Here is a 24819-nt window from a genome sequence, read left to right on the forward strand (position 1 = left end):
GGTCTCGGTTTAATCGTCCGCTGCGGGATCCAGATCCGGAAACATCACTTCGGTAAACCCGAATTTGCTGAAATCGGTAATGCGCGACGGATATAACCGACCGATCAGGTGATCGCACTCATGCTGCACCACCCGCGCATGGAACCCCTCGGCGATGCGCAAGATCGGCTGCCCCTTGGGATCGACGCCTTCGTAGCGAATCTGCTGATAACGATCCACCGCGCCGCGCAGGCCGGGTACCGACAGGCAGCCTTCGAATCCCTCTTCGAGGAGTGGGCTCAACGGCGTGATCAGCGGATTGATCAGAATGGTCTGCGGCACCGCTTCGGCGTCCGGGTAGCGTTCGCTGTGCTCGAAACCGAAGATCACCAGTTGCAGGTCGACGCCGATCTGCGGTGCGGCCAGGCCGACGCCGCCGACGCTTTCCATGGTCTGGAACATGTCGTCGATCAGTTGCCACAACTCGGGGCTGTCGAACATTTCTGCCGGTACCGGCGGGGCAATGCGCAGCAGGCGTCCATCGCCCATTTTCAGGATTTCACGGATCATTTGGTGACTTCGTCAGTGGTCGGCTTGATCGAGTGGTCCCGACCCAGTCCCGAAACATGGTGTTTTTCCTCATGGCCCGGACCGTGTTCGCCGGGGACTTTTTCGCCAGGGTCCTTGCCCTCTCGCGACATGTGTTCGATCACTGCATTCATCTCCGCGCCGAGCAGCAGCACAGCCGCGGAAATATAGAAATACAGCAACAGCACGATGATCGCGCCGATACTGCCATACATGGCGTTGTAGTCGGCAAATGTTTTGACATACAGACCAAAACCCACCGAGGCGAGGATCCAGACCACTACCGCCAGCACCGACCCCGGCGTGATAAAGCGAAACTCCTGTTTAACGTCGGGCATGACGTAATAAATCAGCGCCACCGCGATCATCATCAGGATCACGACCACCGGCCAGCGGGCAATGGTCCACACCGTGACGATGAATTCCTCGACGCCGACTTGCGCAGCGATCCAGCCCATCACCTGCGGCCCGAGCACCATCAATGCGGCAGCGATCAACAGCATGCCGGCGATGCCGATGGTATAGATAATCGACAGCGGGAAACGCTTCCACGCCGGACGACCCTCAACCACATCGTAGGCGGCGTTCATCGCACTCATCATCAATCGCACGCCAGCGGACGCGGTCCACAGCGCGATCAAGATACCGATCGACAGCAAGCCACCGGTGGACTGCTGGAGTTGATCGATCACCGGGTTCACTTGTTCCAGCGCCTGGGGCGGCAGGACCAGTTCCGATTGCAGGCGCAGCCAGGAGAAGAAGTCCGGCAGGTGCAGGAAACCGATCAGGGCGATCAGGAACAGGATAAAGGGGAACAGCGAGAACAACATTTGATAGGCCAGCGCCGAGGCATAGGTCGACATCTCGTCGTCGACGAACTCGGTGACCGTGCGCACTATCACACGGTGGATGGGCAGACCTTTCATGTCCGGAAAAATCATAAGCGTCTCCTTTCGCCGCAAAATTGATGAAGTCGTGGCGACTCAGGGGCCGTTTTTTACAACAAAGTAGCCGACTTGGCGACTTTGAAACAATTTTCAGACGCTAGTTCAGACTGACACAAAAACGGCCATCCGCGGATGGCCGTTCCTGATAGTCGTCAAAGGCCAAATCAAGCCTTGTCGACGCCCTTCTTGACGGCGTCCTTGGCTTTGCCCACCGCTTGCTGCGCTTCGCCTTTCTTTTCCTGCACCACGCCTTCGGCGCGCATTTTGTCGTTACCGGTGGCCTTGCCGACGCCTTGCTTGACGTTGCCGGCGGCTTCGTTGGCCATGCCTTTTACTTTATCGCCAGTGCTGCCCATGGTGTTTCTCCTGTGAACAATTGAACGGGAAAAGTGGTTACACAAGGGTTGACCGGGGGCGTTTGCACGGAGTTTCATTTATTTTCACCGCGACATTTCATCGTTCAGTGCAGGTTGGGCTTTATGTTTGCCGACCAACCCCCGAGAATGCGCAACGTATTCAGGCCTTGGCGCTGAAGATCCAATCCCGTAGGAATGTTATGAAACTCGATAAAAAGCAGGCCATTGCCCGCAGAAACCAGGAACTCGGCGGTGCTGTGCTTGGCGTCAACAACTGCCACTTCACCGAATTGAACCGCAACCGCAACATCTGGTGGTTCGATATCCCGGTGGCGCGCCTGGCCGTCGGTCAGTACGAATGGATTCACCTGCTGATGCACACCCCGGATACCGACGAACTGCTGCATTTGAAAGTGCCGACGGTGTTCCTGCGCGAGAAACTCGAAGGCCTGGTGGTGCGCAAACAGGGCAAGCGCAAGGCCGCCCTGAGCCTGGAGTTGAGTGCGGACAAGGATTCGTACTTGCAGGACATGCGCCCGGCGGGCACCAACGTCAATTTCGCGCAGTTCCGTCTCTAAGTAGATCGTTCCCACGCTCCGCGTGGTAACGCATCCCGGGACGCTCCGCGTCCCTGCGGCATTGGACGCAGAGCGTCCGGGGCGGCATTCCCACGCAGAGCGTGGGAACGATCGGTTTCCTGTCAGGCAACAAAAAGCCCCGCATCTGCGGGGCTTTTGTTTGTTATGCGCTGACCTTCTTCGCCGCCAGCTTCTTCAGCTCTTCATCACGCAATTCGCGACGCAGGATCTTGCCCACGTTGGTGGTCGGCAGCGCATCGCGGAACTCGACAGACCGTGGGACTTTGTAGCCAGTGACATTGGCGCGCATGTGCTCCATCACCTGCTCCTTGGTCAGGGTCACGCCCGGTTTGGCGACGATGAAAATCTTGATCGCCTCGCCCGACTTCTCGTCCGGCACGCCGATAGCCGCGCATTGCAGCACACCCGGCAGGGTCGCCAGCACGTCTTCGAGTTCGTTCGGGTACACGTTGAAACCGGACACCAGGATCATGTCTTTCTTGCGATCGACGATACGCATATAGCCATCAGGCTGGATCACCGCGATGTCACCGGTCTTCAACCAGCCTTCGCTGTCGAGGATTTCATCCGTGGCGTCCTGGCGTTGCCAGTAGCCCTTCATGACCTGCGGACCTTTCACGCACAGCTCGCCGATTTCGCCCAACGGCTGTTCAACGCCGGCGTCGTCGATGATCTTGCACAAGGTCGACGGCACGGGAATGCCAATGGTGCCGATCTGGATGTTCTGGATCGGATTGACCGTGGCCACCGGGCTGGTTTCGGTCATGCCGTAACCTTCGCAGATGGCGCAACCGGTGACCGCTTTCCAGCGCTCGGCTGCAGCGAGTTGCAGGGCCATGCCGCCCGACAGGGTGATTTTCAGCGCAGAGAAATCCAGTTTGCGGAAGCCTTCGTTGTTGCACAGGGCGACGAACAGCGTGTTCAGGCCGACGAAGCCGCTGAACTTCCACTTCGACAGTTCCTTGACCATCGCCGTCAAGTCGCGCGGGTTGCTGATCAGGATGTTGTGGTTGCCGATCAGCATCATCGCCATGCAATGAAAGGTGAACGCATAGATGTGGTACAGCGGCAGCGGTGTAATCAGGATCTCGCAGCCTTCGTTCAGGTTGGACCCCATCAGCGCCTTGCACTGCAGCATGTTCGCCACCAGGTTGCGATGGGTCAGCATCGCGCCCTTGGCGACGCCCGTGGTGCCGCCGGTGTATTGCAGCACCGCGACGTCGCTGCTGGCCGGGTTGGCTTCAGCCACTGGCTGGCCATGCCCTTTGCTCAGCACATCGTTGAACCTGATAGCCTTGGGCAAGTGATACGCCGGGACCATTTTCTTCACGTACTTGATGACGCTGTTGACCAGCAGACGCTTGAGCGGCGGCAACAGGTCGGCCACTTCGGTGACGATCACGTGCCTGACGCCGGTTTTCGGCACGACGGCCTGGGCCAGGTGCGCCATGTTGGCCAGGCAGACCAGGGCCTTGGCACCGGAGTCGTTGAATTGGTGTTCCATCTCCCGCGCGGTGTACAGCGGGTTGGTATTGACCACGATCAGCCCGGCGCGGATGGCGCCGAAGACGGCGACCGGGTACTGCAGGACGTTGGGCAGTTGCACGGCGATTCGATCGCCCGGCTGCAAGTCGGTATGCTGTTGCAGGTAAGCGGCAAAGGCCCCGGACAATTCATACAGTTCACCATAGGTGATTGTCTTGCCCAGGTTGCTGAACGCCGGTTTGTCGGCAAAGCGTTGGCAGGACTGCTTCAATACCGCCTGAATATTCGGATACTCGTCCGGATTGATCTCGACAGCAATCCCGGCCGGGTACTTATCCTTCCAAAAGTCTACGATCATGGAAGCCCACTCCTCAGCAACGCGAATTCATCACCGCATTTGATGCGATTATTATTGGGTGTGTTTTTGGTGTCTATTTGTTGGTGAGTCTGGCTGTTTTCTTAGGCCGAGATGTCACAAAGCGGGCCGAGAGTAGCAGCTTTGCCGGGGGTCGACTAGAGCCAAAAGCAGGCTCTACGGTCACATTGATGACTCAAGACCATCAACCGGTCATTTTAGAGCAAAAAACCTATAAGTCGCTGTAAGCCCCGGAAACCGTGGCGTTAGGCGAAGCCTGTAGGAGCGAGCTTGCTCGCGAAAAACCAGAGGCCGCCGCTGGGCATCCTGGTTTTACGCGTTATCGTTCACGACCTTCGCGAGCAAGCTCGCTCCTACATCGGGTCCGCGTGAAGCGCGGTGATCACCACTCAGGCAATATCGCGCAACTCCCGCCGCAAGATCTTGCCCACCGGCGTCATCGGCAACGACTCGCGCAGCACAATGTGCTTGGGCACTTTGTACGCCGTGAAGTTATCCTTGCAGTAGGCCTTGAGCTCTTCAAGGCTGACACCTGATTCCCGGGCGACCACGAACAGCTTCACCGCCTCCCCCGACCGCTCGTCCGGCACGCCGATCACCGCACAGTTGGCGACTTTCGGGTGGGCCATCATCACGTCCTCGATCTCGTTGGGGTACACGTTGAAACCCGAGACGATGATCATGTCTTTCTTGCGGTCGACGATGCGCACAAAACCGTCCGGGTCGATCACCGCGATGTCGCCGGACTTGAACCAGCCTTCGGCATCCAGCACTTCGGCGGTGGCTTCGGGTTTCTGCCAATAACCCTTCATGATCTGCGGGCCCTTGATGCACAGTTCGCCGCGCTCGCCCAAGGCCTGCTCGACGCCTTCATCGTTGATCACCTTCAGCGTGGTACCCGGCACCGGCAGGCCGACCGTGCCGATGCGCGACTGGTCGCCGTACGGATTGGTGCAGGCCACCGGCGAGGTTTCGGTCAGGCCGTAACCTTCGGTGATGCGGCAACCGGTCATCTGTTCCCAGCGCTCGGCGGTGGCCTTGACCAGCGCGGTACCGCCGGAGTTGGTGAGTTTGAGGCTGGAGAAATCCAGGGTCTTGAAGTCGGGGTGGTCCATCAGCGCGACGAACAGCGTGTTGAGCCCCAGCAGCGCCGAAAACCGCCAGTTTTTAAGTTCCTTGATGAAGCCGCCGATATCCCGTGGATTGGTGATCAGCACGTTGTGGTTGCCGGTCACCATCATGCACATGCAGTTCGCCGTGAAGGCATAGATATGGTACAGCGGCAATGGCGCGATCATCACTTCCTGCCCTTCGCGCAGCAGGGGCTGACCATCGGTGCCGAACTGCCCCAGGCAGGCCCGCGCCTGCTGCATGTTGGCGACCAGGTTGCCATGGGTCAGCATCGCGCCCTTGGCCAGGCCGGTGGTGCCGCCGGTGTATTGCAGCACGGCGATGTCGTCCAGACCGGCATTCAGCGGCTTGATGCCCATGCCCCGGCCCAGACGCAGCGCGCTCTTGAAGGAAACGGCCTGGGGCAAGGCATAGGCCGGGACCATTTTCTTCACCTTGCTCACCAGGGTATTGACCAGCCAGCCCTTGGCGGCGGGCATCAGGTCGCCCATCTTCGCTTCGATCAGGTACTGGATGTCGGTGTCGGCCAGCACCTCCTGGACCTTCTGCCCGAACATGTTCAGGTACACCAGCGCCCGGGCGCCGGAGTCCTTGAACTGATGGCGCATCTCCCGCGCGGTGTACAGCGGGTTGGTGTTGACCACGATGAGTCCGGCACGCAAGGCGCCGAACACGGCAATCGGGTAATGCAGGACGTTGGGCATCTGCACCGCGATGCGATCCCCCGGCACCAGGTCGGTGTGGGCTTGCAGGTAACCGGCGAACGCTGCGCTGTAGCGTTCCAGTTCGGCGTAGGTCAGGGTGATGCCCATATTGCTGAAGGCCGGGCGGTCGGCAAATTTCTTGCAGGAACGCTCGAACACCTCGATCACCGACTTATAGGCCCCTTGGTCGATGTCCACAGGTACGCCCGCCGGGCGTTTGTCATTCCAGAAATCAGGTTGCATTGTTTTTGTCCTCTTTACCTGAGCCTATCCGGGAGCGCTTTTCTGTCCTTCCTGTGAAAACAACAGCGAAAAGCGAAAAGCGAAGCTTCACGGACACTAGCAGCTATGACGAATCAGGCAAATATGCCAATAGCTGTCATTGACCGTATGAATCTTCCAGCCGTGGTGTGGGCTGTTCAGACGGCTGGGGATGGATGCGCTATACAATGCAACGACCAAGCGCAAAGGAATCGCCATGATCCACGACACATTCTGGCTGACCGCGAGTGACCACAGCCGCCTCTTCGTCAACCAGTGGCTGCCCGCCGCGCCTTTGAAAGCGGTGATCCTGTTGGCCCATGGCATGGCGGAACACAGTGCTCGCTATGCCCGCCTGGCGGAAAAATGCTGTGAACAGGGCTACGGCGTGTACGCACCGGACCTGCGTGGACATGGCAAAACTGCCGAAAACGGGACCCTGGGGCATTTCGCCGACGACGATGGCTGGTGCAAGGTGGTCGGCGACCTGGCCAGCCTCAATCAGCACATCGGTCACCACCATCCCGGCGTGCCGATCGTCCTGCTGGGGCATAGCATGGGTAGCTACCTCGCCCAGGCGTATCTGCTGCACCACAGCGCCAGCCTGCACGGCGCCATACTCAGCGGTTCGAACTTCCAGCCGGTGGCGCTTTATCGCGCGGCCCGCCAGATCGCCCGACTCGAACGGTTGCGCCAGGGCCCCAAGGGCCGTAGCGCCCTGATCGAATGGTTGTCATTCGGCTCGTTCAACAAGACGTTCAAACCGGTGCGCACACCGTTCGACTGGCTCAGTCGCGATCCGGCCGAGGTCGACAAGTACGCCAACGACCCGCTCTGCGGCTTTCGCTGCACCAATCAGTTCTGGATCGATTTGCTTGGCGGCTTGCAGCAAATCAGCAAAGCGTCCAATCTCGCCCAGATCGATCCGGGCCTGCCGCTGCTGGTGATGGGCGGCGAATGTGATCCGGTGAGTGAAGGCAAGCGTCTCAAGGATCTGGCTCACGCACTGCGCGCCGCCGGTTGCCAGAACCTGCAACTGAACATTTACCCGCAGGCACGGCATGAACTGTTCAACGAGAGCAACCGCAATGAAGTGACTGCCGATGTACTGAACTGGATCGCCCAGGCGCTTAGCCATCGACGGCCACCCCGATCCGAATAGTTTTTTGTGGATTATCTAATTCGTCACAGGAATCGCAACAGATGACTCAGGTTACCAACACCCCTTACGAAGCCCTCGAAGTCGGCCAGACCGCCAGCTACAGCAAGACGGTCGAAGAGCGCGACATTCAGTTGTTCGCCGCGATGTCCGGCGATCACAACCCGGTACACCTGGACGCTGAATACGCCGCCGGCACCATGTTCAAGGAGCGCATCGCCCACGGCATGTTCAGCGGCGCGCTGATCAGCGCGGCCGTGGCCTGCGAGCTGCCTGGGCCGGGGACCATTTATCTCGGTCAGCAGATGAGCTTTCAGAAGCCGGTGAAGATTGGCGATACGTTGACCGTACGCCTGGAGATTCTCGAGAAACTGCCGAAGTTTCGGGTGCGGATTGCCACTCGCGTGTTCAACCAGCACGATGAGCTGGTGGTGGACGGCGAGGCGGAGATTCTGGCGCCGCGCAAGCAGCAGACTGTGACGTTGACGACCCTGCCGGCAATCAGCATCGGTTGATCTCCGCTCCCCTGTCTGACACTGATCGTTCCCACGCTCCGCGTGGGAATGCATCCAGTGACGCTCCGCGTCGCATAACGGCTGGACGCAGAGCGTCCGGGGCGGCATTCCCACGCAGAGCGTGGGAACGATCATCTTAAGGTGCTTCCTGCACCTGCACACTCGCCGTCATCCCCGAGCTCATATTGATCCCCTCGGGCACCTTGTCCAGCTTGATCCGCACCGGAATCCGCTGGGCCAGCCTGACCCAGTTGAACGTCGGCTCCACCTCCGCCAGCAACTGCCCATCCGGCGTGGTGTTGCGGTCGGTAATCCCGCGACTGATGCTTTCCACGTGCCCCTCCAGCGCCTCCCCGGCGCTCATCAACCAGACCTTCACCGGATCGCCGATGCGAATCCGCGGCAGCTTGGTTTCCTCGAAATACGCCTGCACATAAAACGTCGAATCGTCGATCAGCGCCATCACCGGTTGCCCGGCGTTCACATAGTTGCCCTGGGCCAGGCGCAGGTTGGTGATGTGGCCGCTGCGCGGCGCATGGACCTGGCTGCGGTCCAGGTTGAGTTGCGCGACCTTGGCTTCGGCCTGGGCTTCACGCAGTTCGCCACGGGCGATGCCGGCGTTGATTTGCGCATTCTCCCGCAGCTCGGCACTGATCGCCTGCGGCCCGAGGCTGGCGCGGCGACTGGCTTCGCGCTCTCGCAGATTGAGTTGTTGCTGGCGGGTCTGGACCACCGCTTGCGCCTTCTCCAGCGCCGCTTCGAAGCGGTCGCGGTCGATGCTCAGCAACAGATCGCCGGCCTTGACCTGCTGGTTGTCGAACGCCTTGAGCTCACGCACCCAGCCCGATACGTCAGGGGCGATGACCACCACGTCGGCCCGGATCCGCGCGTCGCGGGTCCAGGGCGTCAACATGTAGTACTGCCACAAATGGAAACCGGCAAAGATCGCCACCGCCACCAGGCACAGGGTGACTGCAACACGTACGGGTGTACGCATGTTCAACTCCTTATAAAGGTCCGAGGACGACGGTGATCAGGGTCAATACACAGACGTACAAGGCGCAATCGAATAACGCTTCGTGCCAGATCCAGCGGCCGACCGGGGTCAGGCGCAACAACAGGCGCAAGCCGGCGGTCACCAGCAGCGCCAGCAGCACATAAATCAGAAACGGGCTGAGCAGCACACCACCCATCGACCACTCACGCAAGCCCATGGCTCTCCTCCTGCTGACGGCACCAGGCGCGCCAGCTGTTCTGCAATTGCAGCACTGCGCCCTGGGCCAGTTTCACCGCATCGCTGGGGGGCAACGCGTACAAGGTGTTCAAGAATTCTGCGCTGGGTTGTTCCAGCACATCGGCGCGATTGCCGGCCGGACCTTGCTCGAGGACTTTTTCCAATTGATCGAGGTAACGCCGTTGCGCCGCACTGACCGGTGCCTGCGCCACCGCCAGGCTCAAGCGCAAATGCAGCAATTCGTCGCCGATGTCCAGCCCCAGCAGCCCGTCATCCCAGCGGCTGCGCGCCGGTTCCGGCAATTCGGGATAGTGCCGCGCCAGTTGCAGCAAACGATCGGCCATGCGTCCACCGAACCAGCTTTCGGCACCGCGCAGATTGCGCCGGGTCAGGCGCACCAGATCGTGAAGCGTTGCCACCAGCAGGCGGCGGCCATGCCACGTCGGATTGCGCAGGATCAACAGCCGGAAGGCCAGCACCGCCGCGCCCACACCGATCACCATCGCCTGGGCGCTGTTGAAGAACGTCGCGACATCGAACTTCATCGTGTTGAGCGGCGAGATCAGGACAATGAAGTGCAGGCAGAACGAGGTCGCCGTGGCGCCGATCTGCGGTTTGGCCATGCCCAGCGCACCGAAGAATAACGGTACGCCCATCCCGAGACTGAGCAGCGCAAAGCTGCTCCATTGCGGCAGCAGAATCTGCCCGACGAAAAACGCCGCCGGAAGCGCCAGGAAAATCCCGCGCATAAAACTCATGCCGATCTGCGCACCGTTTTCGCGGCTGGCAAACAGGCTGCACACCACACAGGTCAGCAACAACGCACCCGAGGCGGCGGGCCATGCGGTCGCCAGCCAGAAGCATGACACCACCAGAAACGCCAAGGCGCTGCGGGCACCGAATACCAGGGCCAAAGACAGGTCACGATGCGGGGCCAGGGTTCGCGGCGGATCGACCGTTTCCCTGCCCTCCTCCACCGCTTTCAGCGCCGCGCTCGCCGCCAGGGCGGTATCGAGCAGCAAGGCAAAACGCGCCAGGCAGAAACTTTGCGCAGAACTGATCCGCGGGTCATGGGTGGCGTCGAGCAACCTCGGGCGCAAGGCTTGCAAGGTCGCGTTATCCGGACGGGCGAGCACCTCCTGGACTTCGCTCATCCACGGCATCAGTTGCCCGGCCTCTTGCGGTTCCAGTTGCTTCCACTGGCGACGCACCGAACGGGCGATGCGCAGCAACATCAACAGCTTCTGGCTCAAGCCACTGATCGATCGCGCGCGCTGGCGGCCAAGACTGCCTTCGAACCATGCATGTTCGCGCTGGGCATCCACCGCTACGATCCTGCCGAGGATCTCCAGCAGGCCTTGGCGCGCCTGGCCGTCGCCGGCCAGGGTCGCTCGCGCGGCATTCATCCCGCTCTGCCACGCCGCCCGTGCCTGATCCGCCAGCTGCTGTTCCACCCGCATCGGCCACAGCAGCGCACTGGCGGCAGTGGCGCACAGGATGCCCAGGCAGATTTCCGTACAGCGAGCCACGGCTTGATCAAACACCGTCAGCGGATGGGCAATGGCCGGCAAGGCGATGATCGCCACCGTATAACCGGCCAGTACAAATGAATAAGACCAGGCACTGCGCAACATCGTCGAACTGGCCGTACACAGACCGAGCCACAACGCCAAGGCCAACAGGAACAGCCAGGGCGTCTGGGCAAACAACCCCATGAACACCACCGACATGATCGTCCCGACCAGGGTCCCCAGCAGGCGCGCCAGGCCCTTCTGCACCACCATCCCGGACAAGGGTTGGGCGACGATGAAGGCGGTCATCAGCGCCCAGGCCGGTTGCTCCAGGCCCCAGCGCAATGCCAGCCACAGCGCCAGGCCGCCACCGAGCAAGGTCTTGATCGCGAATTGTAGGGCGCGGCGGTCAGGCGCAAACAAAGCCTGCAAAGTGATAGGCACTAAAAGCACTCTTGAAAGGACGATTTAACGATAGACGTGATCGACGGGGTAACTTGAAAAACAAATTATTAGCTAGCTAACTATATCCCGTCCAGCACTAAATCCCGGACACAAAAAAACGCCAGACTGGCTGGCGTTTTTGACAGACCATGGGCGCTTACGAGCGAGCGCGAGCCTGATTGCGCAGGGCTTTCACCTGATCGTGATTACGTTGCACGCCATGGTACTGACGTTCGACCAGGTCACGAATGCCCACCAGGTTGTGCTTGTTGATTTTTTCCAGGGCTTCTTTGTAAGCCTTCAGCGCATGGTCTTCACCGCGCTCGGCTTCGTTCAGCACGGCCTCTTCATCCTTGCCGGTGAACATGGACTTCACGTCGACCCAGCGACGGTGCAGGTCACCGCTGACACTGGTGGAGGTTTCCGGATCACCGCCCATCGAACGCACGGCGGCCTGCAGTTCTGAAGCCGCGGTGGCGCAGTCGGCGGAACGTTGCACGAACAGCGATTTCAGTTCCGGATTCTTGATGTCTTCAGCGCACGTCTTGAACCCTTCCTGACCGTCCTTGCTGGTTTCAATCAGGTCGTTGAGTACAGAGATGGCTTCTTTATTCATGTCGGTCATTTTCAGATCCTCGCGGGTTGATGAAAGATGCAATAGCTATTGCACCCTGCATGCCAGCTTTGAATTGACAATTTAATTCTTATATTTCAAATAGTTATACTTATCAGGCAAATCTGGATCCGCGTTTTTTGCATGATCTGTCATTTGGCCTGCATGCAGAATGCCTGTATTTTCAAGACTGATTGAATCCAGGCGGCTGATAGATGAATCCTGAAAAGCTCGAACTGCTGGTCACCCGTGAAATGCCCTTCGGCAAATACAAGGGTCGAATCATTGCCGACCTGCCCGGCCAGTACCTGAACTGGTTCGCCCGGGAAGGTTTCCCCCATGGCGAACTGGGCGGCTTGCTGGCACTGATGCAGGAAATCGATCACAACGGCCTGTCGGAGCTGCTCGAACCGCTGCGCGCCAAACATGGCAAACCTGCCCCTCGCCACTGAACCACCCCTCACCTGCCCCTGATGAGTAGCCCATGCCCGATAACACCCGCCGCGCCCGTGATGAAGCCTTCTGGCTGACGTTTGCCGACCGCTACGCTGTCGAACCCGGCCCGGTCAATCTGGAGAACGGTTACTTCGGGCGCATGTCGCGCACGGTGGTCGAGGAGTATCAGCGCAACATCGAACTGATCAACCGCAGCAACTCGGTGCACGCGCGCCAACGCTTCGATCGAAACGAAAGCCTGGAAATCCGTGCGCAAGTGGCCGGGCTGGTTGGCGTAGCACCCGACGCCGTTGCCCTCACCCGCAACGCCTCGGACGGCTTGCAGTCGCTGATCCGCAATTACAATCGCCTCAAGCCGGGCGACCAGGTGCTGATCTGCGATCTGGAATACGACACGGTCAAAAGCGCCTTGCGCTGGCTGGCACGCTATCGCGGGGTCGAGGTGATCGAGATCGAACACGGTCACCCTGCCAGTTTCGACAGTCTGCTCACTACCTACCGCGAAGCTTTCATCCGTTATCCGCGCCTCAAACTGATGGCCCTGACCCACGTCACCCATCGCACTGGCCTGGTAATGCCGGTAAAGGCGATTGCCGCTGCGGCCAGGGAATACGCAGTCGATGTCATCCTCGACGGTGCCCATGCATTGGGCCAGATCGAGTTCGATTTCGAGGACCTGGGCATCGCTTTCGCTGGCTATAACCTGCACAAATGGATCGGCGCACCGCTGACCCTCGGTTTCATCTACATCAACCCCGGGCGCCTGGCCGACATCGACCCTGACATGGGCGAGACGCACTTCCCGGCCACCGACATTCGCGCCCGCACGCCACACAGCACGCCGAACATTCCGGCGCTGCTGACCCTGCCGCTGGTGTTGGAGGAGCACCAGGCCATGGGCGGTTCCGCCGCCAAGGGCGCACGCCTCAATTACCTGCGCAACCGCTGGGTCCGCGCGGTACGCGAACTGTCGGGAATCGAAGTCATGACCCCGGATGACCCGCGCCTGTATTGCGGCATCACGTCGATGCGCTTTACCCGGCATGCCGATCAACAGGCGATGGCCGAGCGGCTGCTCCAGGACTACAACCTGTTCACCATCGCGCGCAGCGGCGCCGCGAGTGGTCCGTGCATTCGCATTACGCCGGGCCTCACCACCACCGCTGCTGACATTGATCTATTGATCCGCGCGCTGAACGAGCTGCGCTGACATCACACGATACCGCAGGGTACCCCCCTGTAGGAGCCGGCTTGCCGGCGAAGGCGTTGTCATGGTCGCCGTGGATTAGCCAGTAAACACGCGTTATCGTTGACGACCTTCGCCGGCAAGCCGGCTCCTACAGGTTTTTTTTGCGGGCAAAAAAAAACGGTGCACCGACCAAGCGCACCGTAAAGCCGTAGAACACACAACGAGGTGTCGGGTATAGCGAATCAGTCCAGCAGCGCCAGTGCCTCGGCGGTGCATTCCTGAATGCGGGCCCAGTCGCCGTTCTTGATCCACTCGGGATCAAGCATCCAGCTACCGCCCACGCACATGACGTTTTTCAACGCCATGTAGCTTTTGATGTTGGCCGGGCTGACGCCGCCGGTCGGGCAGAATTTCACTTCGCCGAACGGGCCGCCCAGGGCCTTGATGGCTGCCACGCCGCCGCTGACTTCCGCCGGGAACAGCTTGAAGCGGCGGTAGCCCAGGCCATAGCCTTCCATGATGCCCGAGGCATTGCTGATGCCGGGCAACAGCGGAATCGGGCTGTCGACGCTGGCTTCGAGCAGATCACGGGTGATGCCCGGCGTGACGATGAACTGCGAACCGGCGGCTTCGGCAGCCGCCAGCATCGTGCGATCGAGCACGGTACCGGCACCGGTCACCAGTTCCGGACGCTGCTCGCGCAGAATCTGGATAGCCTTGAGGCCGAACTGCGAACGCAACGTCACTTCCAGGGCGGTCAGGCCACCGGCCGCGAGGGCGTCGGCCAGCGGCAGGATGTCCTGTTCGCGAGCGATGGTGATCACTGGCAGGATCCGCGCCTTGGCGCAGAGGCTGTCGATCAGGGCAACTTTGTCCGCCATGGAAACGGTCGGGGATGTGTTTGTCATAGCGGCTGATCCTTGGCTCATGGGCACCAGTAAATCTCTAACGTAGGTTGCAGAAACGCGCGAATCGGCATGGCGGCGACATCGTCACCGGCCAATGCGGCACTCAGGGTGGTCAGCTTGGACTGACCGGAAATCGATAAAACGGTGTTCGTCGCCGAAGCCAGCAGCGCGCGACTCATGGTCAGGCGCTGATGCGGCACCGTCGGCGCCAGCATCGGCCAGCAACGCCGGCTGCCGTCGACTTTCAAGGCGTCGGCCAGGTTCGGGCTGTTCGGGAACAGCGAGGCGGTGTGCCCGTCGTCGCCCATGCCCAGGATCAGCACGTCGATCGGCGGCAATTCAGCCAACAAGCGATCAGCCTGCTCGGCCGCCTGTTCGAGATTGGCGCTGGCGCTGTAGAGGCTCAAGAACTGAGCCTTGGCCGCCGGGCCTTGCAACAGGTAGCGCTTGAGCAGGCCGGCATTGCTGTCTGCATGTTCCACCGGCACCCAACGCTCGTCCGCCAGGGTCACCACGACGCTGGACCAGTCCAGCGTCTGCCTGGCCAGGTGCTGGAAAAACGCCACCGGGCTACGACCGCCAGAGACCACCAGCGTTGCGGTACCGGTGGCATCGATCGCGTCGCTCAATTGCTTGGCCACATTCAGCGCCAGGCCTTCGGCGAGCAACACCGGGCTCTTGAACTCATGGGCGCTGACGCCCTGAGGCAGTTTCAATTCAGATATCGCCATACCACGACCTCCCGTCCCGCGTGATCAGTGCAATGGAGCTCATCGGTCCCCAGGACCCGGCCGCGTACGGCTTGGGCGCGTCACCGGATTTTTTCCACCCGGCGATCAACTGGTCACACCAATTCCACGCGGCTTCGATTTCATCTTTACGGACAAACAGGTTCTGATTGCCGCGCATCACTTCCAGCAACAACCGCTCGTAGGCATCGGGAATCCGTGCGCTACGATAAGTGTCGGAAAAATTCAGCTGCAACGGACCGCTGCGCAGCTGCATGCCCTTGTCCAGGCCTTGTTCTTTGGTCATCACCCGCAAGGAAATGCCTTCGTCCGGTTGCAGGCGGATGATCAGCTTGTTGCTGATCTGCAAGCGCTGCTCTGGCGCGAAGATGTAGTGCGACGGCTCCTTGAAGTGGATGACGATCTGCGACAGCTTCTGCGGCATGCGCTTGCCGGTACGCAGATAGAACGGCACACCGGCCCAGCGCCAGTTGCGGATGTCGGCACGCAGGGCGACGAAGGTTTCTGTGTCGCTCTGGGTGTTGGAGTTCGGCTCTTCCAGGTAACCGGGGACCGATTTGCCTTCGCTGTGGCCGGCGATGTACTGGCCGCGCACCACTTGCGTGGTCAGGCCTTCCGGGCTGATCGGCGCCAGCGCCTTGAGGACTTTGACTTTCTCGTCACGGATGCTGTCGGCGGACAGGTCGGCCGGCGGGTCCATGGCGATCAGGCAGAGCAGTTGCAGCAGGTGATTCTGGATCATGTCCCGCAGCTGGCCGGCCTTGTCGAAGTAGCCCCAGCGGCCTTCGATCCCGACTTTCTCGGCCACGGTGATTTCCACGTGGGAGATGTAGTTCTGGTTCCACTGGGTTTCGAACAGGCTGTTGGCAAACCGCAGGGCGATCAGGTTCTGTACGGTTTCCTTGCCCAGGTAGTGGTCGATGCGGTAGGTGCGGTTCTCCGGGAAGAACTGCGCCACGGCGTCGTTGACCTTGCGTGAAGACTCAAGGTCCGAACCGATGGGTTTTTCCAGCACCACGCGGGTGTTTTCGGTGAGACCGACCTTCGACAGGTTCTCGCAGATCGCGCCGTAAACCGCGGCCGGTGTCGCGAAGTAGGCGATCACGCGCTGGGCGCTGCCGGCCATTTCAGCCAGGGCGACATAGTCGTCAGCCTTGAGGAAATCGACGTGCAGGTAGCTCAGGCGAGCCAGGAAGCGTTCGACCACGGCTTCGTCCAGCTCTTTGTCATTGACGTAGCGGCGCAGCTCGGCGGCGATGAACGCCAGATGTTGCTGCTCGCTGCCGGGTTCACGGGCCAGCGCGATGATGCGCGTATCCTCATGAAGCAGGCCTGCGCCATCGAGTTGATAGAGGGCAGGAAACAGCTTGCGCAGGGCCAGATCGCCGAGGGCGCCAAACAAGGCAAAGGTGCACGGTTCAACCGTAATCGAAGGCATGATGTTTGTTCTTTTATCAAGTTAAGCTACAAATACCTTTTTTTAAGGCATCATTCAAGGGAAAATGTAGTAATAACCACAACATTTTACCAAAATAGAGATTCCGAGTGGTGGTCGGTCGGAGCCATCAGTAGGATAGGCCACCGTGACGGGCCCGATCAAAGTCCCAATTTGCATAGCCGGGGCCCTTATTTGCAGTGCTCTCTTGTTTGCGGAGCTAAGGAACCAATATGGACCGCGTGCGAAATTTACTGGAGCAGATCCAGAATCGCCTTGAAGACCTGAACAAGGCAGAACGTAAAGTAGCCGAGGTGATCCTGCTCAACCCACAGCAGGCCACTCGCTTCAGCATCGCCGCCCTCGCCCAGGCCTCCAAGGTCAGCGAGCCGACGGTCAACCGTTTCTGCCGTTCGTTCGGTGTCAGCGGTTACCCCGAACTAAAACTGCAACTGGCCCAGAGCCTGGCCAGTGGCGCGGCGTATGTCAGCCGTGCGGTGGAGGCCGATGACAACCCTGAAGCCTATACGAAGAAGATTTTCGGCAGCGCCATTGCCTCGTTGGACAGCGCCTTGCAGGCGCTCGATCCGAACCTGATCAGCCGCGCCGTCGACCTGTTGATCCAGGCCCGGCAGATCCACTTCTTCGGCCTCGGCGCCTCGGCCCCGGTGGCGCTGGACGCGCAGCACAAGTTCTTCCGCTTCAACCTGGCCGTCACCGCCCATGCAGACGTGCTGATGCAGCGCATGATTGCTTCGGTCGCCCACACCGGCGAGTTGTTCGTGATCATTTCCTACACCGGCCGCACCCGCGAACTGGTGGAAGTGGCGCGCCTGGCCCGGGAAAACGGCGCTTCGGTGCTGGGCCTGACCGCTGAAGGTTCGCCATTGGCCAAGGCCAGCACCTTGAGCCTGAACATTCCGTTGCCGGAAGACACCGACATCTATATGCCGATGACGTCGCGGATCATTCAGCTGACCGTGCTGGACGTGCTTGCCACCGGCATGACCCTGCGCCGGGGGGTGGATTTCCAGCCGCATTTGCGCAAGATCAAAGAGAGTTTGAATGCCAGTCGGTATCCGATTGGGGATGAGTATAATTAGGCCCATCTTCAGTGCCTGGCTGATCGTTCCCACGCTCCGCGTGGGAATGCAGCCCGTGACGCTCCGCGTCACTGGACGCGGAGCGTCCCTAGAGGCATTCCCACGCAGAGCGTGGGAACGATCATTACGCCCCAACCCGCGCCTGCAAACTCAAGTGCGCCCGCTCCCCCGGCGCCAGGCTCAGGCTATCGGTCCCGCCGCTCGCCGCTTCGACACAGACAAACTCGCCCATCTCATTCCAGCTCACCCCCAGCAAAGGTCGTGAACCGGGATGCCAGACCACCGTGTCCGCATCGTCGCCGGTGTCGATGCACAACGCCCGCTGCCAGGCGTGGTCCTTGAGTTGCAATTCCCCTTCCTGCTGAAACACTCGCTGGCAGCCGCCCTCGACTCGCAACTCGCCTTCCTGCTGGCAGACCTCGCGGTTCAAGTGGTCGTAGCCGTGCGCTCCCTCGAGCCCAGACAGCGCTACCTCGCCGACGTCGCCAATCCGCCAATAGGCATGCAACGCCTGGCTCAACTGGCACGGCAGGCTGTCCTGATGCTCGGTACACAGGCGCAAATCCATGCGTTCGCCCAGGTGCGCATGCAGGTCCACTTGCCAGTCACACAACTGCAGTTGCCAGTGCAGACGCACGCCATCGTCGTCACTGCTGCTGTCCAGCAGCTTCCAGTCGAGCAACCGGGCCCAGCCATGGGACGGCCAGGCGTTTTCGCTCGGATGGCGACCGTACCAGGGCCAGCACACCGGCACCCCGCCACGAATCGCCCCGACATTCGGCCATTTGGCTGCGCACCAGAGCCAGGGTTTCTGGTCCCGGGGCTGGAAGTGCAACAACTGCGCGCCCTGCCGACTGAACACCGCCTGACACAGCGGATGATCGATCACCAGCACATCGCGCATCTGATAGCGCTCCCACGCGAATACCGGCCGTTCGCGCAAGGATTTGAAGAAGCGTTGTAGCGGATGCTCATGCATGTGCCACGGTCCTGAAAATCATCTTGTTCTGCGGGTTGCGCCGCCCCAAAAAAAAACGGACAGCCTTGGCCGTCCGCAAAAATGCGCACATGGAGAGGAGCTTATCGCAACAACGTTAGAACACCGACTGAATTTTCAAACCGGCCACCAGCGCGTTATCCACTTCATCCACACCGCCCGGGTGAGTGATGTACTGCAGGTTGGGACGTACGGTCAGCCAGTTGGTGACGTGGAAACCGTAGTTGATCTCGTAGTTGTACTCGGTGTTACGCAGTGGTGAGAACAGCGGATCCTGGTAGTCGGAAACCCCATTCGAAGCATTGACCAGCTCGGCGTTTTTCTTGACGTCATCGTTGACATGGATACGGGCGAAACCGATACCCATGTCATCTTTCGGACGTGCATCGAACGGGCCCTTGTACACAAACATCAGCGACTGGTAGTTGTCGACGATGTTGGTGTCCTTGTCGTGGAAGGTGGCGTTGGCAGCGATGTTCAGACCGCGGGACGCATCACCGTTGTGGCTGGTGAGTTGCTGCTGCGCCACGAACCAGTAGCCGGACTTGCTGCTGTGGCTGCGGTAGGCGTTGCCGCTGGTTGCCGCGTCATCACCGTTGTCGTCTTCGCGAACGTCATCGGCCTTGGCCGTGCTTTTGTAGTAACCGACACGGTATTCGCCCGGCAGGTTGCCAGGGTTGGGCAACCAGACCAGTTCGACCGGCAAGACCGTGCCCTTGGTCCCACTGCCGCTGAGCTTGAAGCCGTTACCGTGTTCCAGTTGCGACGGGTTCTGGTTGTATGCGCCGATCTGCGCATACCACTCGGGCGAGATGTTGTACTTCACGCGGATCGCGGCCTGGCTGACCGGCCAGTTGTACCAGATGTTGGTCGCCCAGTTACCCACCTGGGACCCGCAGAACGCCAGGTTCTGGAACTCACAGGGGAAGGTGTTGAAGTCTTCGCCTTCGCCGAAGTAACCGGCCTTGACGTCCAGTTTATTGTCGAGGAACTGGTGCTTGATCCACAACTGGGTCAGACGGACCATATGGCCACGGCCGTAGACTTCCTGGGAGGAACTCAAGGTGCCGGCACGGGGGTCGCCGACACGGTCATTGGAGATGTTCTCGCCATTACGGTTGGTGAGCTGGATTTTGGCCTGGGTGTTATCCCAGCCCATCAGTTTTTCCAGGTCCAGGGCCACGCCCAGGCCAAACTGGTCGGAGTAACGCGCGGTCTTGTCGTCGTTGTAGCCACCGTGGAGGTTGCCACCCACTTCACCGACGTAATCCATCTTGATGTCGATGCCCTGCTCGATCAGCCGGGTCCGCTCGCCACCCCAATCACCGGTCATCCACTCGGAATCGGCGCTGAACGCGTCAGCCGCGTGCACACTGCCGGCCAGCGTCATTGCCGCAATCGCTGACAACTGGCAGATAAGCTGAGCGTTGTTGTTCTTCTTCATCCCTACATCCTCGTTTTATTGTTATTAACTTTTTTTATCTAACGCGGGTTACATCGGTTGCGGTGGACGACAGGCTGTCCGCCGCAGATTCCCCCTGTGGGATATTTCCATTGTGGGAGCGAGCCTGCTCGCGAAAGCGGTGGCTCAGTTGACATCGTTGTTGGATGTCAGACCGCTTTCGCGAGCAGGCTCGCTCCCACATTGAACGCCCACAGTTTTTGATCTTCAGCGGCCTTTGAATTGCGCTACGTTGGCAGTGTGGGCCTCGGTTTTCGGCAGGCCGGCCACCCCCAGCCGCTCACCGGTTTTCGCATCGAACAGCAACACTTTCGACGGATCGAACTGCAGGGTCAGGGTCTCGCCCACGGCCGGCGCGACGTCCGGCGCCAGGCGGCAGCAGACCTTGGTCTCGTTGAGGTTGACGAACACCAGGGTGTCGGGCCCGGTCGGTTCGGTGACCTGGACTTCGGCGCGGATGGTCGGCAAGCCATTCGGCTCGCTGCCCGCCAGCACGATCTGCTCCGGGCGCATGCCGAGGATCACTTCGCGATCTTCGAGCCCGGCGTCCTGCATGCCCAGCGGCAACTCGCAACGCGCCTGGCCACTGTCGAGCAGCGCCAGCAGACGACCGTCCTTGCGCTGCAGACGCAGGGGGATGAAGTTCATCGGCGGCGAACCGATGAAGCTCGCCACGAACAGGTTGGCCGGGTTGTTGTAGATGTCTTTCGGCGTGCCGAACTGCTGGATGATCCCGTCCTTCATCACCGCCACTTTGTCGCCCAGGGTCATGGCTTCGATCTGGTCGTGGGTCACGTAGACCGTGGTGGTTTTCAGGCGCTGGTGCATCAGTTTCATTTCAGTGCGCATCTCGACGCGCAGCTTGGCGTCGAGGTTGGACAGCGGTTCGTCGAACAGGTAGATCTTCGGCCGCCGCGCCAGGGCACGGCCCATCGCCACCCGCTGTTGCTGACCACCGGAAAGCTGGCCGGGCTTGCGGCTCAGCAGGTGTTCGATCTGCAGCAACTTGGCGACGCGGGCGACTTCTTCGTCGATCTCGGCGGCCGGCATCTTGCGAATCTTCAGACCGAAGGCGATGTTGTCGCGCACGCTCATGGTCGGGTACAGCGCGTAGGACTGGAACACCATGGCGATGTCGCGATCCTTCGGGCTCATCCCGCTGATGTCGGCGTCGTCCACCAGGATCGCCCCGCCGCTGATGGTTTCCAGACCGGCGATGCAGTTCATCAGCGTGGATTTACCGCAGCCCGACGGGCCGACCAGGATCAGGAACTCACCGTCATCGATCTTCAGTTCGATGTTCTTCAGGGTGTCCGGCAAACCGGCGCCGTAGGTCTTGTTGACGTTGCGTAATTCGAGAGTTGCCATGTTTTACCCCTTGACCGCGCCGGACGTCAGCCCACGCAGGAAATACTTGCCAGCGAATATGTAGACCAGCAGTGTCGGCAGCCCGGCGATCATCGCGGCGGCCATATCAACGTTGTATTCCTTGGCCCCGGTGCTGGTGTTGACCAGGTTGTTCAGGGCCACGGTAATCGGCTGGGCATCGCCACTGGCGAAGACCACGCCGAACAGGAAGTCATTCCAGATCTGGGTGAACTGCCAGATCAGGCAGACCATCACGATCGGGATCGACATCGGCAGCAGGATCTTCCAGAAAATCGTGAAGAAGCCTGCGCCATCCAGGCGTGCCGCCTTGACCAGCGCATCCGGGATGCTCACGTAGTAATTGCGGAAGAACAGCGTGGTGAAGGCCAGGCCGTAGACCACGTGCACCAGCACCAGGCCGGTGGTGGTGTTGGCCAGGCCGAACTTGCCGAGGGTGAACGAGGCTGGCAGCAGCACGGTCTGGAACGGCAGGAAGCAGCCGAACAGCAACAGGCCGAAGAACAGTTGCGAACCGCGGAAGCGCCACATCGACAGCACGTAGCCGTTCATCGCGCCGATGAAGGTCGAGATCAAGACTGCCGGCACGGTGATTTTCACCGAGTTCCAGAAGTAGCCGCCGACCACGTCCCAGGCCTTGAGCCAGCCGATGCCGTCGATCACGGTCGGCCAGCTCAGCAGGTTGCCGGTGCGGATGTCTTCGGGGGATTTGAAGCTGGTCAGCAGCATCACCACCAGCGGGATCAGGTACACCGCCGCTGCCAACAGCAGGGTGGCGTAGATCGCGATGCGGCTGAAACTCAGGGATGGTTTGCCGAGTTGATTAGTCATGGCGTTTGCCTCGCAGCTCGGAATACAGGTACGGCACGAGGATGGTCAGCACGGCACCGAGCATCAGCATGGCGCTGGCCGAACCGATGCCCATCTGGCCACGGCTGAAGGTGAAGGAATACATGAACATCGCCGGCAGGTCGGACGAGTAGCCGGGCCCCCCCGCCGTCATCGCCGCCACCAGGTCGAAGCTCTTGATCGCGATGTGCGCGAGGATCATGAAGGCGCTGAAAAACACCGGGCGCAGGCTCGGCAGCACGATCTTCAAATAGATGGTCGGCAGGCTCGCACCGTCGACCTGCGCGGCACGGATGATCGATTGATCGACACCGCGCAGGCCGGCGAGGAACATCGCCATCACAAATCCGGAGGCTTGCCACACGGCGGCGATCACCAGGCAATACACCACGCGATCCTGATCCACCAGCCAGTCGAGGCGGAAGCCTTCCCAGCCCCAGTCACGCAGCATCTTGTCCAGGCCCAGGCCTGGGTTGAGCAGCCATTTCCAGGCGGTACCGGTGACGATCATCGACAGTGCCATCGGGTACAGATAGACAGTGCGGATGAAGCCTTCCTTGCGAATGCGCTGGTCCAGCAGCACCGCGAGGAACACCCCCAGCACCAGGCTGATGCCGATGAACATGCCGCCGAAGAGCGCGAGGTTTTTGCTCGCGACCCACCAGCGATCGTTGTCCATCAGGCGGATGTATTGCTGCAGGCCGACCCATTTGTAGCTCGGCATGAAGCTGGAGTTGGTGAAGGACAAAACGAATGTCCAGATGATGTAACCGTAGAAGCCAACCAACACGATCAGCATGCTCGGCGCGAGTACCAACTTGGGTAACCAGCGTTGCAGCGCATCGAACGGTGAGGCTTTGCTGAAAACCGCCACAGAGCTCATCGGGATAATCCAGGTGGAGAGGAATGAAATCGGCACGGCGATTCCTTGTAGGAGCGAGGCTTGCCCGCGAAGGCGGTGTAACGGGTGACAAATGTGTCGAATGTCAGACTGCTTTCGCGGGCAAGCCTCGCTCCTACAGGGGAACGCGCTCAGATATGTGCCGGAGATTACTGGGCAGCTTTCACAGCCGAAGCCAGTTGCGCGCTGGCCTTGGCCGGGTCAGCGTTCTTGTCGTTCATGAAGTTGGTGACCACGTCGAAGATCGCGCCCTGCACGGCCAGGGACGTGGCCATGTTGTGCGCCATGCTCGGTTGCAGGCCGCCGGTCTTCTCGTCTGCCAGGAAGTCCTTGGCCGCGGTTTGCGCGCAAGCATCGAAGCCCTGGCCGCTCATGTCGTTGAGCATGTCGGTGCGCACCGGGATCGAGCCTTTGTTGATGCTGAAGATTTTCTGGAAGTCTTTACCCAGGGCGACCTTGGCCAGGTCTTGCTGGGCGGCGATGTCGCCTTTGCGGTCGGCCTTGAGCTTGAACACGGCCAGCGAGTCGATGTTGTAGGTGAAGGCTTTTTCGGTGCCCGGGAACGGCACGCACTGGTAGTCCGTGCCGGCGACTTTCTTCGCGGCAGTCCATTCGCTCTTGGCCCAGTCGCCCATCATCTGCATACCGGCCTTGCCGTTGATGACGTCGGCGGCGGCGATGTTCCAGTCACGACCGGCGCGGTTCGGGTCCATGTAGCCGGTGAGCCGCTTCAGCTCGGTGAAGGCCTTGGTCATCTCGGGCCCCGAGAGGGTTTTCTGATCCAGGTCTACCAGGGCTTTCTTGTAACCGTCGGCGCCCATGACCGAGAGCACCACGTCTTCGAATACGGTGCTGTCCTGCCATGGCTGGCCACCGTGGGCGAGCGCGATGAAGCCTGCGGCTTTGAGCTTGTCGCCGGCGGCATAGAATTCTTCGAGGGTGGTGGGGGCTTTGTCGATCCCGGCTTTCTTGAACACTTGCGGGTTGATCCACAGCCAGTTGACGCGGTGGATGTTCACCGGCACGGCCACGTAGTCACCGTCGTACTTCACGGTGTCGGAGACTTTCGCAGGCAGCAGGCCATCCCAGTTTTCCGACTTGGCAACGTCTTTCAGCGCGTCGGTGCTGAGCAGGCCCGTGCTGCCCCACTCCTGGATGTCCGGGCCTTTGATCTGGGCAACACCCGGCGGGTTGCCGGCGACTGCGCGGCTCTTGAGTACGGTCATGGCCGTGGAACCGCCACCACCGGCGACTGCGCCATCCTTCCAGGTAAAGCCGTCTTTTTCGACTTGAGCCTTGAGCACATCGACCGCGGCCTTTTCACCACCGGAGGTCCACCAGTGAACGACTTCCACCGAACCTTTGGCATCAGCGGCAAGGGCACTCAGCGGGAATGCAGACAGGGGAAGCAACGAGGCGAGAGAAACGACAGTAGCGAGGCGAGAAATCGCGTTCATCTGGAAGTACCTTTCTTGTTGTTAT

Annotated in this window: 24 protein-coding genes; 6 read left to right on the top strand and 18 right to left on the bottom strand. The window is 60.4% G+C overall.

The genetic code is table 11. The annotated features are described in order from the left end of the window. Positions 1-9: 9 nt before the first annotated feature. The 3 genes from def to F8N96_RS12685 all read right to left on the bottom strand — a co-directional run bounded on the left by def (position 10) and on the right by F8N96_RS12685 (position 1870). Positions 10-549, bottom strand: coding sequence for a peptide deformylase (def, locus tag F8N96_RS12675; protein ID WP_150798100.1), 540 nt, complete (start codon positions 547-549; stop codon positions 10-12). Further along, positions 546-1508 carry a YihY/virulence factor BrkB family protein gene (locus F8N96_RS12680; RefSeq protein WP_150798101.1) on the bottom strand — a complete coding sequence of 321 codons (963 nt, stop codon included), beginning with the start codon at positions 1506-1508 and terminating at the stop codon, positions 546-548. Before F8N96_RS12680 ends, def begins: the two co-directional genes overlap by 4 nt. 170 nt (positions 1509-1678) lie before the next feature. After that, complete coding sequence (locus F8N96_RS12685) at positions 1679-1870, bottom strand: CsbD family protein (protein ID WP_046816634.1); 192 nt, start codon at positions 1868-1870, stop codon at positions 1679-1681. A gap of 200 nt (positions 1871-2070) precedes the next feature. On the opposite strand from F8N96_RS12685, the gene F8N96_RS12690 reads away from it, so the two are divergent. Beyond that, positions 2071-2448 (top strand): hypothetical protein, encoded by a 378-nt coding sequence (locus F8N96_RS12690; protein WP_150798102.1) that lies wholly within the window; start codon positions 2071-2073, stop codon positions 2446-2448. Positions 2449-2611: 163 nt separating this feature from the next. Here F8N96_RS12690 and fadD1 read toward each other — a convergent pair whose 3' ends face one another. Both fadD1 and fadD2 read right to left on the bottom strand, forming a co-directional pair. Then, positions 2612-4312 (bottom strand): long-chain-fatty-acid--CoA ligase FadD1, encoded by a 1701-nt coding sequence (gene fadD1 / locus F8N96_RS12695; RefSeq protein ID WP_150798103.1) that lies wholly within the window; start codon positions 4310-4312, stop codon positions 2612-2614. 407 nt (positions 4313-4719) lie between these two features. Further along, on the bottom strand, positions 4720-6408 hold the full coding sequence (gene fadD2, locus F8N96_RS12700) for a long-chain-fatty-acid--CoA ligase FadD2 (protein ID WP_150798104.1): 1689 nt from the start codon (positions 6406-6408) through the stop codon (positions 4720-4722). A gap of 235 nt (positions 6409-6643) precedes the next feature. Here fadD2 and F8N96_RS12705 point away from each other — a divergent pair, with 235 nt between their 5' ends. Together F8N96_RS12705 and F8N96_RS12710 are read left to right on the top strand one after the other, a co-directional pair. Continuing rightward, on the top strand, positions 6644-7588 hold the full coding sequence (locus F8N96_RS12705; protein ID WP_150798105.1) for an alpha/beta hydrolase: 945 nt from the start codon (positions 6644-6646) through the stop codon (positions 7586-7588). Between the two features lie 41 nt (positions 7589-7629). Next, positions 7630-8100: a MaoC family dehydratase gene (locus F8N96_RS12710; protein WP_150767124.1), complete on the top strand. Its 471-nt coding sequence runs from the start codon at positions 7630-7632 to the stop codon at positions 8098-8100. Between the two features lie 136 nt (positions 8101-8236). Here F8N96_RS12710 and F8N96_RS12715 read toward each other — a convergent pair whose 3' ends face one another. The 4 genes from F8N96_RS12715 to F8N96_RS12730 all read right to left on the bottom strand — a co-directional run bounded on the left by F8N96_RS12715 (position 8237) and on the right by F8N96_RS12730 (position 11914). Beyond that, positions 8237-9097 (bottom strand): HlyD family secretion protein, encoded by an 861-nt coding sequence (locus F8N96_RS12715; RefSeq protein ID WP_150798106.1) that lies wholly within the window; start codon positions 9095-9097, stop codon positions 8237-8239. A gap of 10 nt (positions 9098-9107) precedes the next feature. Next, entirely contained in the window at positions 9108-9314 is a 207-nt protein-coding gene (locus tag F8N96_RS12720) for a DUF1656 domain-containing protein (RefSeq protein ID WP_150745968.1), read from the bottom strand. Further along, a complete protein-coding gene (locus tag F8N96_RS12725) occupies positions 9301-11289 on the bottom strand; it encodes an FUSC family protein (RefSeq protein ID WP_150798107.1) in 1989 nt (662 codons plus the stop codon). Before F8N96_RS12725 ends, F8N96_RS12720 begins: the two co-directional genes overlap by 14 nt. Before the next feature lie 157 nt (positions 11290-11446). After that, positions 11447-11914, bottom strand: coding sequence for a ferritin-like domain-containing protein (locus F8N96_RS12730; protein ID WP_128870219.1), 468 nt, complete (start codon positions 11912-11914; stop codon positions 11447-11449). A 203-nt stretch (positions 11915-12117) separates the two neighbouring features. Here F8N96_RS12730 and F8N96_RS12735 point away from each other — a divergent pair, with 203 nt between their 5' ends. Continuing rightward, entirely contained in the window at positions 12118-12354 is a 237-nt protein-coding gene (locus tag F8N96_RS12735; RefSeq protein WP_128870220.1) for a DUF3820 family protein, read from the top strand. A 32-nt stretch (positions 12355-12386) separates the two neighbouring features. After that, positions 12387-13568, top strand: coding sequence for an aminotransferase class V-fold PLP-dependent enzyme (locus F8N96_RS12740; RefSeq protein WP_150798108.1), 1182 nt, complete (start codon positions 12387-12389; stop codon positions 13566-13568). Between the two features lie 221 nt (positions 13569-13789). Here the strand turns inward: F8N96_RS12740 and F8N96_RS12745 are convergent, their stop codons facing one another. From F8N96_RS12745 to zwf, 3 genes are read right to left on the bottom strand one after another with little or no spacing between them, the layout of a single operon-like run. After that, on the bottom strand, positions 13790-14455 hold the full coding sequence (locus F8N96_RS12745; RefSeq protein ID WP_150767117.1) for a bifunctional 4-hydroxy-2-oxoglutarate aldolase/2-dehydro-3-deoxy-phosphogluconate aldolase: 666 nt from the start codon (positions 14453-14455) through the stop codon (positions 13790-13792). Between the two features lie 17 nt (positions 14456-14472). Continuing rightward, positions 14473-15186 (bottom strand): 6-phosphogluconolactonase, encoded by a 714-nt coding sequence (gene pgl, locus F8N96_RS12750; RefSeq protein WP_150798109.1) that lies wholly within the window; start codon positions 15184-15186, stop codon positions 14473-14475. Beyond that, positions 15173-16642: a glucose-6-phosphate dehydrogenase gene (gene zwf / locus F8N96_RS12755; RefSeq protein WP_150798110.1), complete on the bottom strand. Its 1470-nt coding sequence runs from the start codon at positions 16640-16642 to the stop codon at positions 15173-15175. The genes pgl and zwf overlap by 14 nt, the downstream gene beginning before the upstream one ends. Before the next feature lie 239 nt (positions 16643-16881). Between zwf and F8N96_RS12760 the strand changes: the two genes are divergently transcribed. After that, positions 16882-17742: a MurR/RpiR family transcriptional regulator gene (locus F8N96_RS12760; protein WP_191630669.1), complete on the top strand. Its 861-nt coding sequence runs from the start codon at positions 16882-16884 to the stop codon at positions 17740-17742. A 124-nt stretch (positions 17743-17866) separates the two neighbouring features. Here the strand turns inward: F8N96_RS12760 and F8N96_RS12765 are convergent, their stop codons facing one another. From F8N96_RS12765 to F8N96_RS12790, 6 genes are all read right to left on the bottom strand, one after another. Next, on the bottom strand, positions 17867-18721 hold the full coding sequence (locus F8N96_RS12765; protein ID WP_150798112.1) for a D-hexose-6-phosphate mutarotase: 855 nt from the start codon (positions 18719-18721) through the stop codon (positions 17867-17869). A 115-nt stretch (positions 18722-18836) separates the two neighbouring features. Then, positions 18837-20183: a carbohydrate porin gene (locus F8N96_RS12770; protein WP_150798113.1), complete on the bottom strand. Its 1347-nt coding sequence runs from the start codon at positions 20181-20183 to the stop codon at positions 18837-18839. A gap of 225 nt (positions 20184-20408) precedes the next feature. Further along, positions 20409-21569, bottom strand: coding sequence for an ABC transporter ATP-binding protein (locus F8N96_RS12775; protein WP_150798114.1), 1161 nt, complete (start codon positions 21567-21569; stop codon positions 20409-20411). A 3-nt stretch (positions 21570-21572) separates the two neighbouring features. Continuing rightward, complete coding sequence (locus F8N96_RS12780) at positions 21573-22418, bottom strand: carbohydrate ABC transporter permease (RefSeq protein ID WP_150798115.1); 846 nt, start codon at positions 22416-22418, stop codon at positions 21573-21575. Then, a complete protein-coding gene (locus F8N96_RS12785; RefSeq protein WP_150767110.1) occupies positions 22411-23319 on the bottom strand; it encodes a carbohydrate ABC transporter permease in 909 nt (302 codons plus the stop codon). The genes F8N96_RS12780 and F8N96_RS12785 overlap by 8 nt, the downstream gene beginning before the upstream one ends. A 167-nt stretch (positions 23320-23486) precedes the next feature. Then, positions 23487-24794, bottom strand: a complete 1308-nt coding sequence (locus tag F8N96_RS12790; protein ID WP_150798116.1) for an ABC transporter substrate-binding protein — start codon at positions 24792-24794, stop codon at positions 23487-23489. Positions 24795-24819 lie beyond the last annotated feature (25 nt).

Origin of the sequence: Pseudomonas fluorescens, assembly GCF_902497855.1 — a bacterium.
GTDB classification, from domain to species: domain Bacteria; phylum Pseudomonadota; class Gammaproteobacteria; order Pseudomonadales; family Pseudomonadaceae; genus Aquipseudomonas; species Aquipseudomonas fluorescens_BI.

Bases quoted from the DNA above. Each gene is read 5' to 3' on its own strand.
- F8N96_RS12780 (WP_150798115.1), bottom strand. From the start codon at position 22,418: ATGACTAATCAACTCGGCAAACCATCCCTGAGTTTCAGCCGCATCGCG.
- pgl (WP_150798109.1), bottom strand. From the start codon at position 15,186: ATGGCGATATCTGAATTGAAACTGCCTCAGGGCGTCAGCGCCCATGAG.
- F8N96_RS12775 (WP_150798114.1), bottom strand. From the start codon at position 21,569: ATGGCAACTCTCGAATTACGCAACGTCAACAAGACCTACGGCGCCGGT.
- F8N96_RS12785 (WP_150767110.1), bottom strand. From the start codon at position 23,319: ATGAGCTCTGTGGCGGTTTTCAGCAAAGCCTCACCGTTCGATGCGCTG.
- F8N96_RS12770 (WP_150798113.1), bottom strand. From the start codon at position 20,183: ATGAAGAAGAACAACAACGCTCAGCTTATCTGCCAGTTGTCAGCGATT.
- F8N96_RS12740 (WP_150798108.1), top strand. From the start codon at position 12,387: ATGCCCGATAACACCCGCCGCGCCCGTGATGAAGCCTTCTGGCTGACG.
- F8N96_RS12690 (WP_150798102.1), top strand. From the start codon at position 2,071: ATGAAACTCGATAAAAAGCAGGCCATTGCCCGCAGAAACCAGGAACTC.
- F8N96_RS12765 (WP_150798112.1), bottom strand. From the start codon at position 18,721: ATGCATGAGCATCCGCTACAACGCTTCTTCAAATCCTTGCGCGAACGG.
- F8N96_RS12745 (WP_150767117.1), bottom strand. From the start codon at position 14,455: ATGACAAACACATCCCCGACCGTTTCCATGGCGGACAAAGTTGCCCTG.
- F8N96_RS12685 (WP_046816634.1), bottom strand. From the start codon at position 1,870: ATGGGCAGCACTGGCGATAAAGTAAAAGGCATGGCCAACGAAGCCGCC.
- F8N96_RS12705 (WP_150798105.1), top strand. From the start codon at position 6,644: ATGATCCACGACACATTCTGGCTGACCGCGAGTGACCACAGCCGCCTC.
- F8N96_RS12720 (WP_150745968.1), bottom strand. From the start codon at position 9,314: ATGGGCTTGCGTGAGTGGTCGATGGGTGGTGTGCTGCTCAGCCCGTTT.
- fadD1 (WP_150798103.1), bottom strand. From the start codon at position 4,312: ATGATCGTAGACTTTTGGAAGGATAAGTACCCGGCCGGGATTGCTGTC.
- F8N96_RS12790 (WP_150798116.1), bottom strand. From the start codon at position 24,794: ATGAACGCGATTTCTCGCCTCGCTACTGTCGTTTCTCTCGCCTCGTTG.
- zwf (WP_150798110.1), bottom strand. From the start codon at position 16,642: ATGCCTTCGATTACGGTTGAACCGTGCACCTTTGCCTTGTTTGGCGCC.
- def (WP_150798100.1), bottom strand. From the start codon at position 549: ATGATCCGTGAAATCCTGAAAATGGGCGATGGACGCCTGCTGCGCATT.
- F8N96_RS12735 (WP_128870220.1), top strand. From the start codon at position 12,118: ATGAATCCTGAAAAGCTCGAACTGCTGGTCACCCGTGAAATGCCCTTC.
- F8N96_RS12710 (WP_150767124.1), top strand. From the start codon at position 7,630: ATGACTCAGGTTACCAACACCCCTTACGAAGCCCTCGAAGTCGGCCAG.
- F8N96_RS12715 (WP_150798106.1), bottom strand. From the start codon at position 9,097: ATGCGTACACCCGTACGTGTTGCAGTCACCCTGTGCCTGGTGGCGGTG.
- F8N96_RS12680 (WP_150798101.1), bottom strand. From the start codon at position 1,508: ATGATTTTTCCGGACATGAAAGGTCTGCCCATCCACCGTGTGATAGTG.
- fadD2 (WP_150798104.1), bottom strand. From the start codon at position 6,408: ATGCAACCTGATTTCTGGAATGACAAACGCCCGGCGGGCGTACCTGTG.
- F8N96_RS12730 (WP_128870219.1), bottom strand. From the start codon at position 11,914: ATGACCGACATGAATAAAGAAGCCATCTCTGTACTCAACGACCTGATT.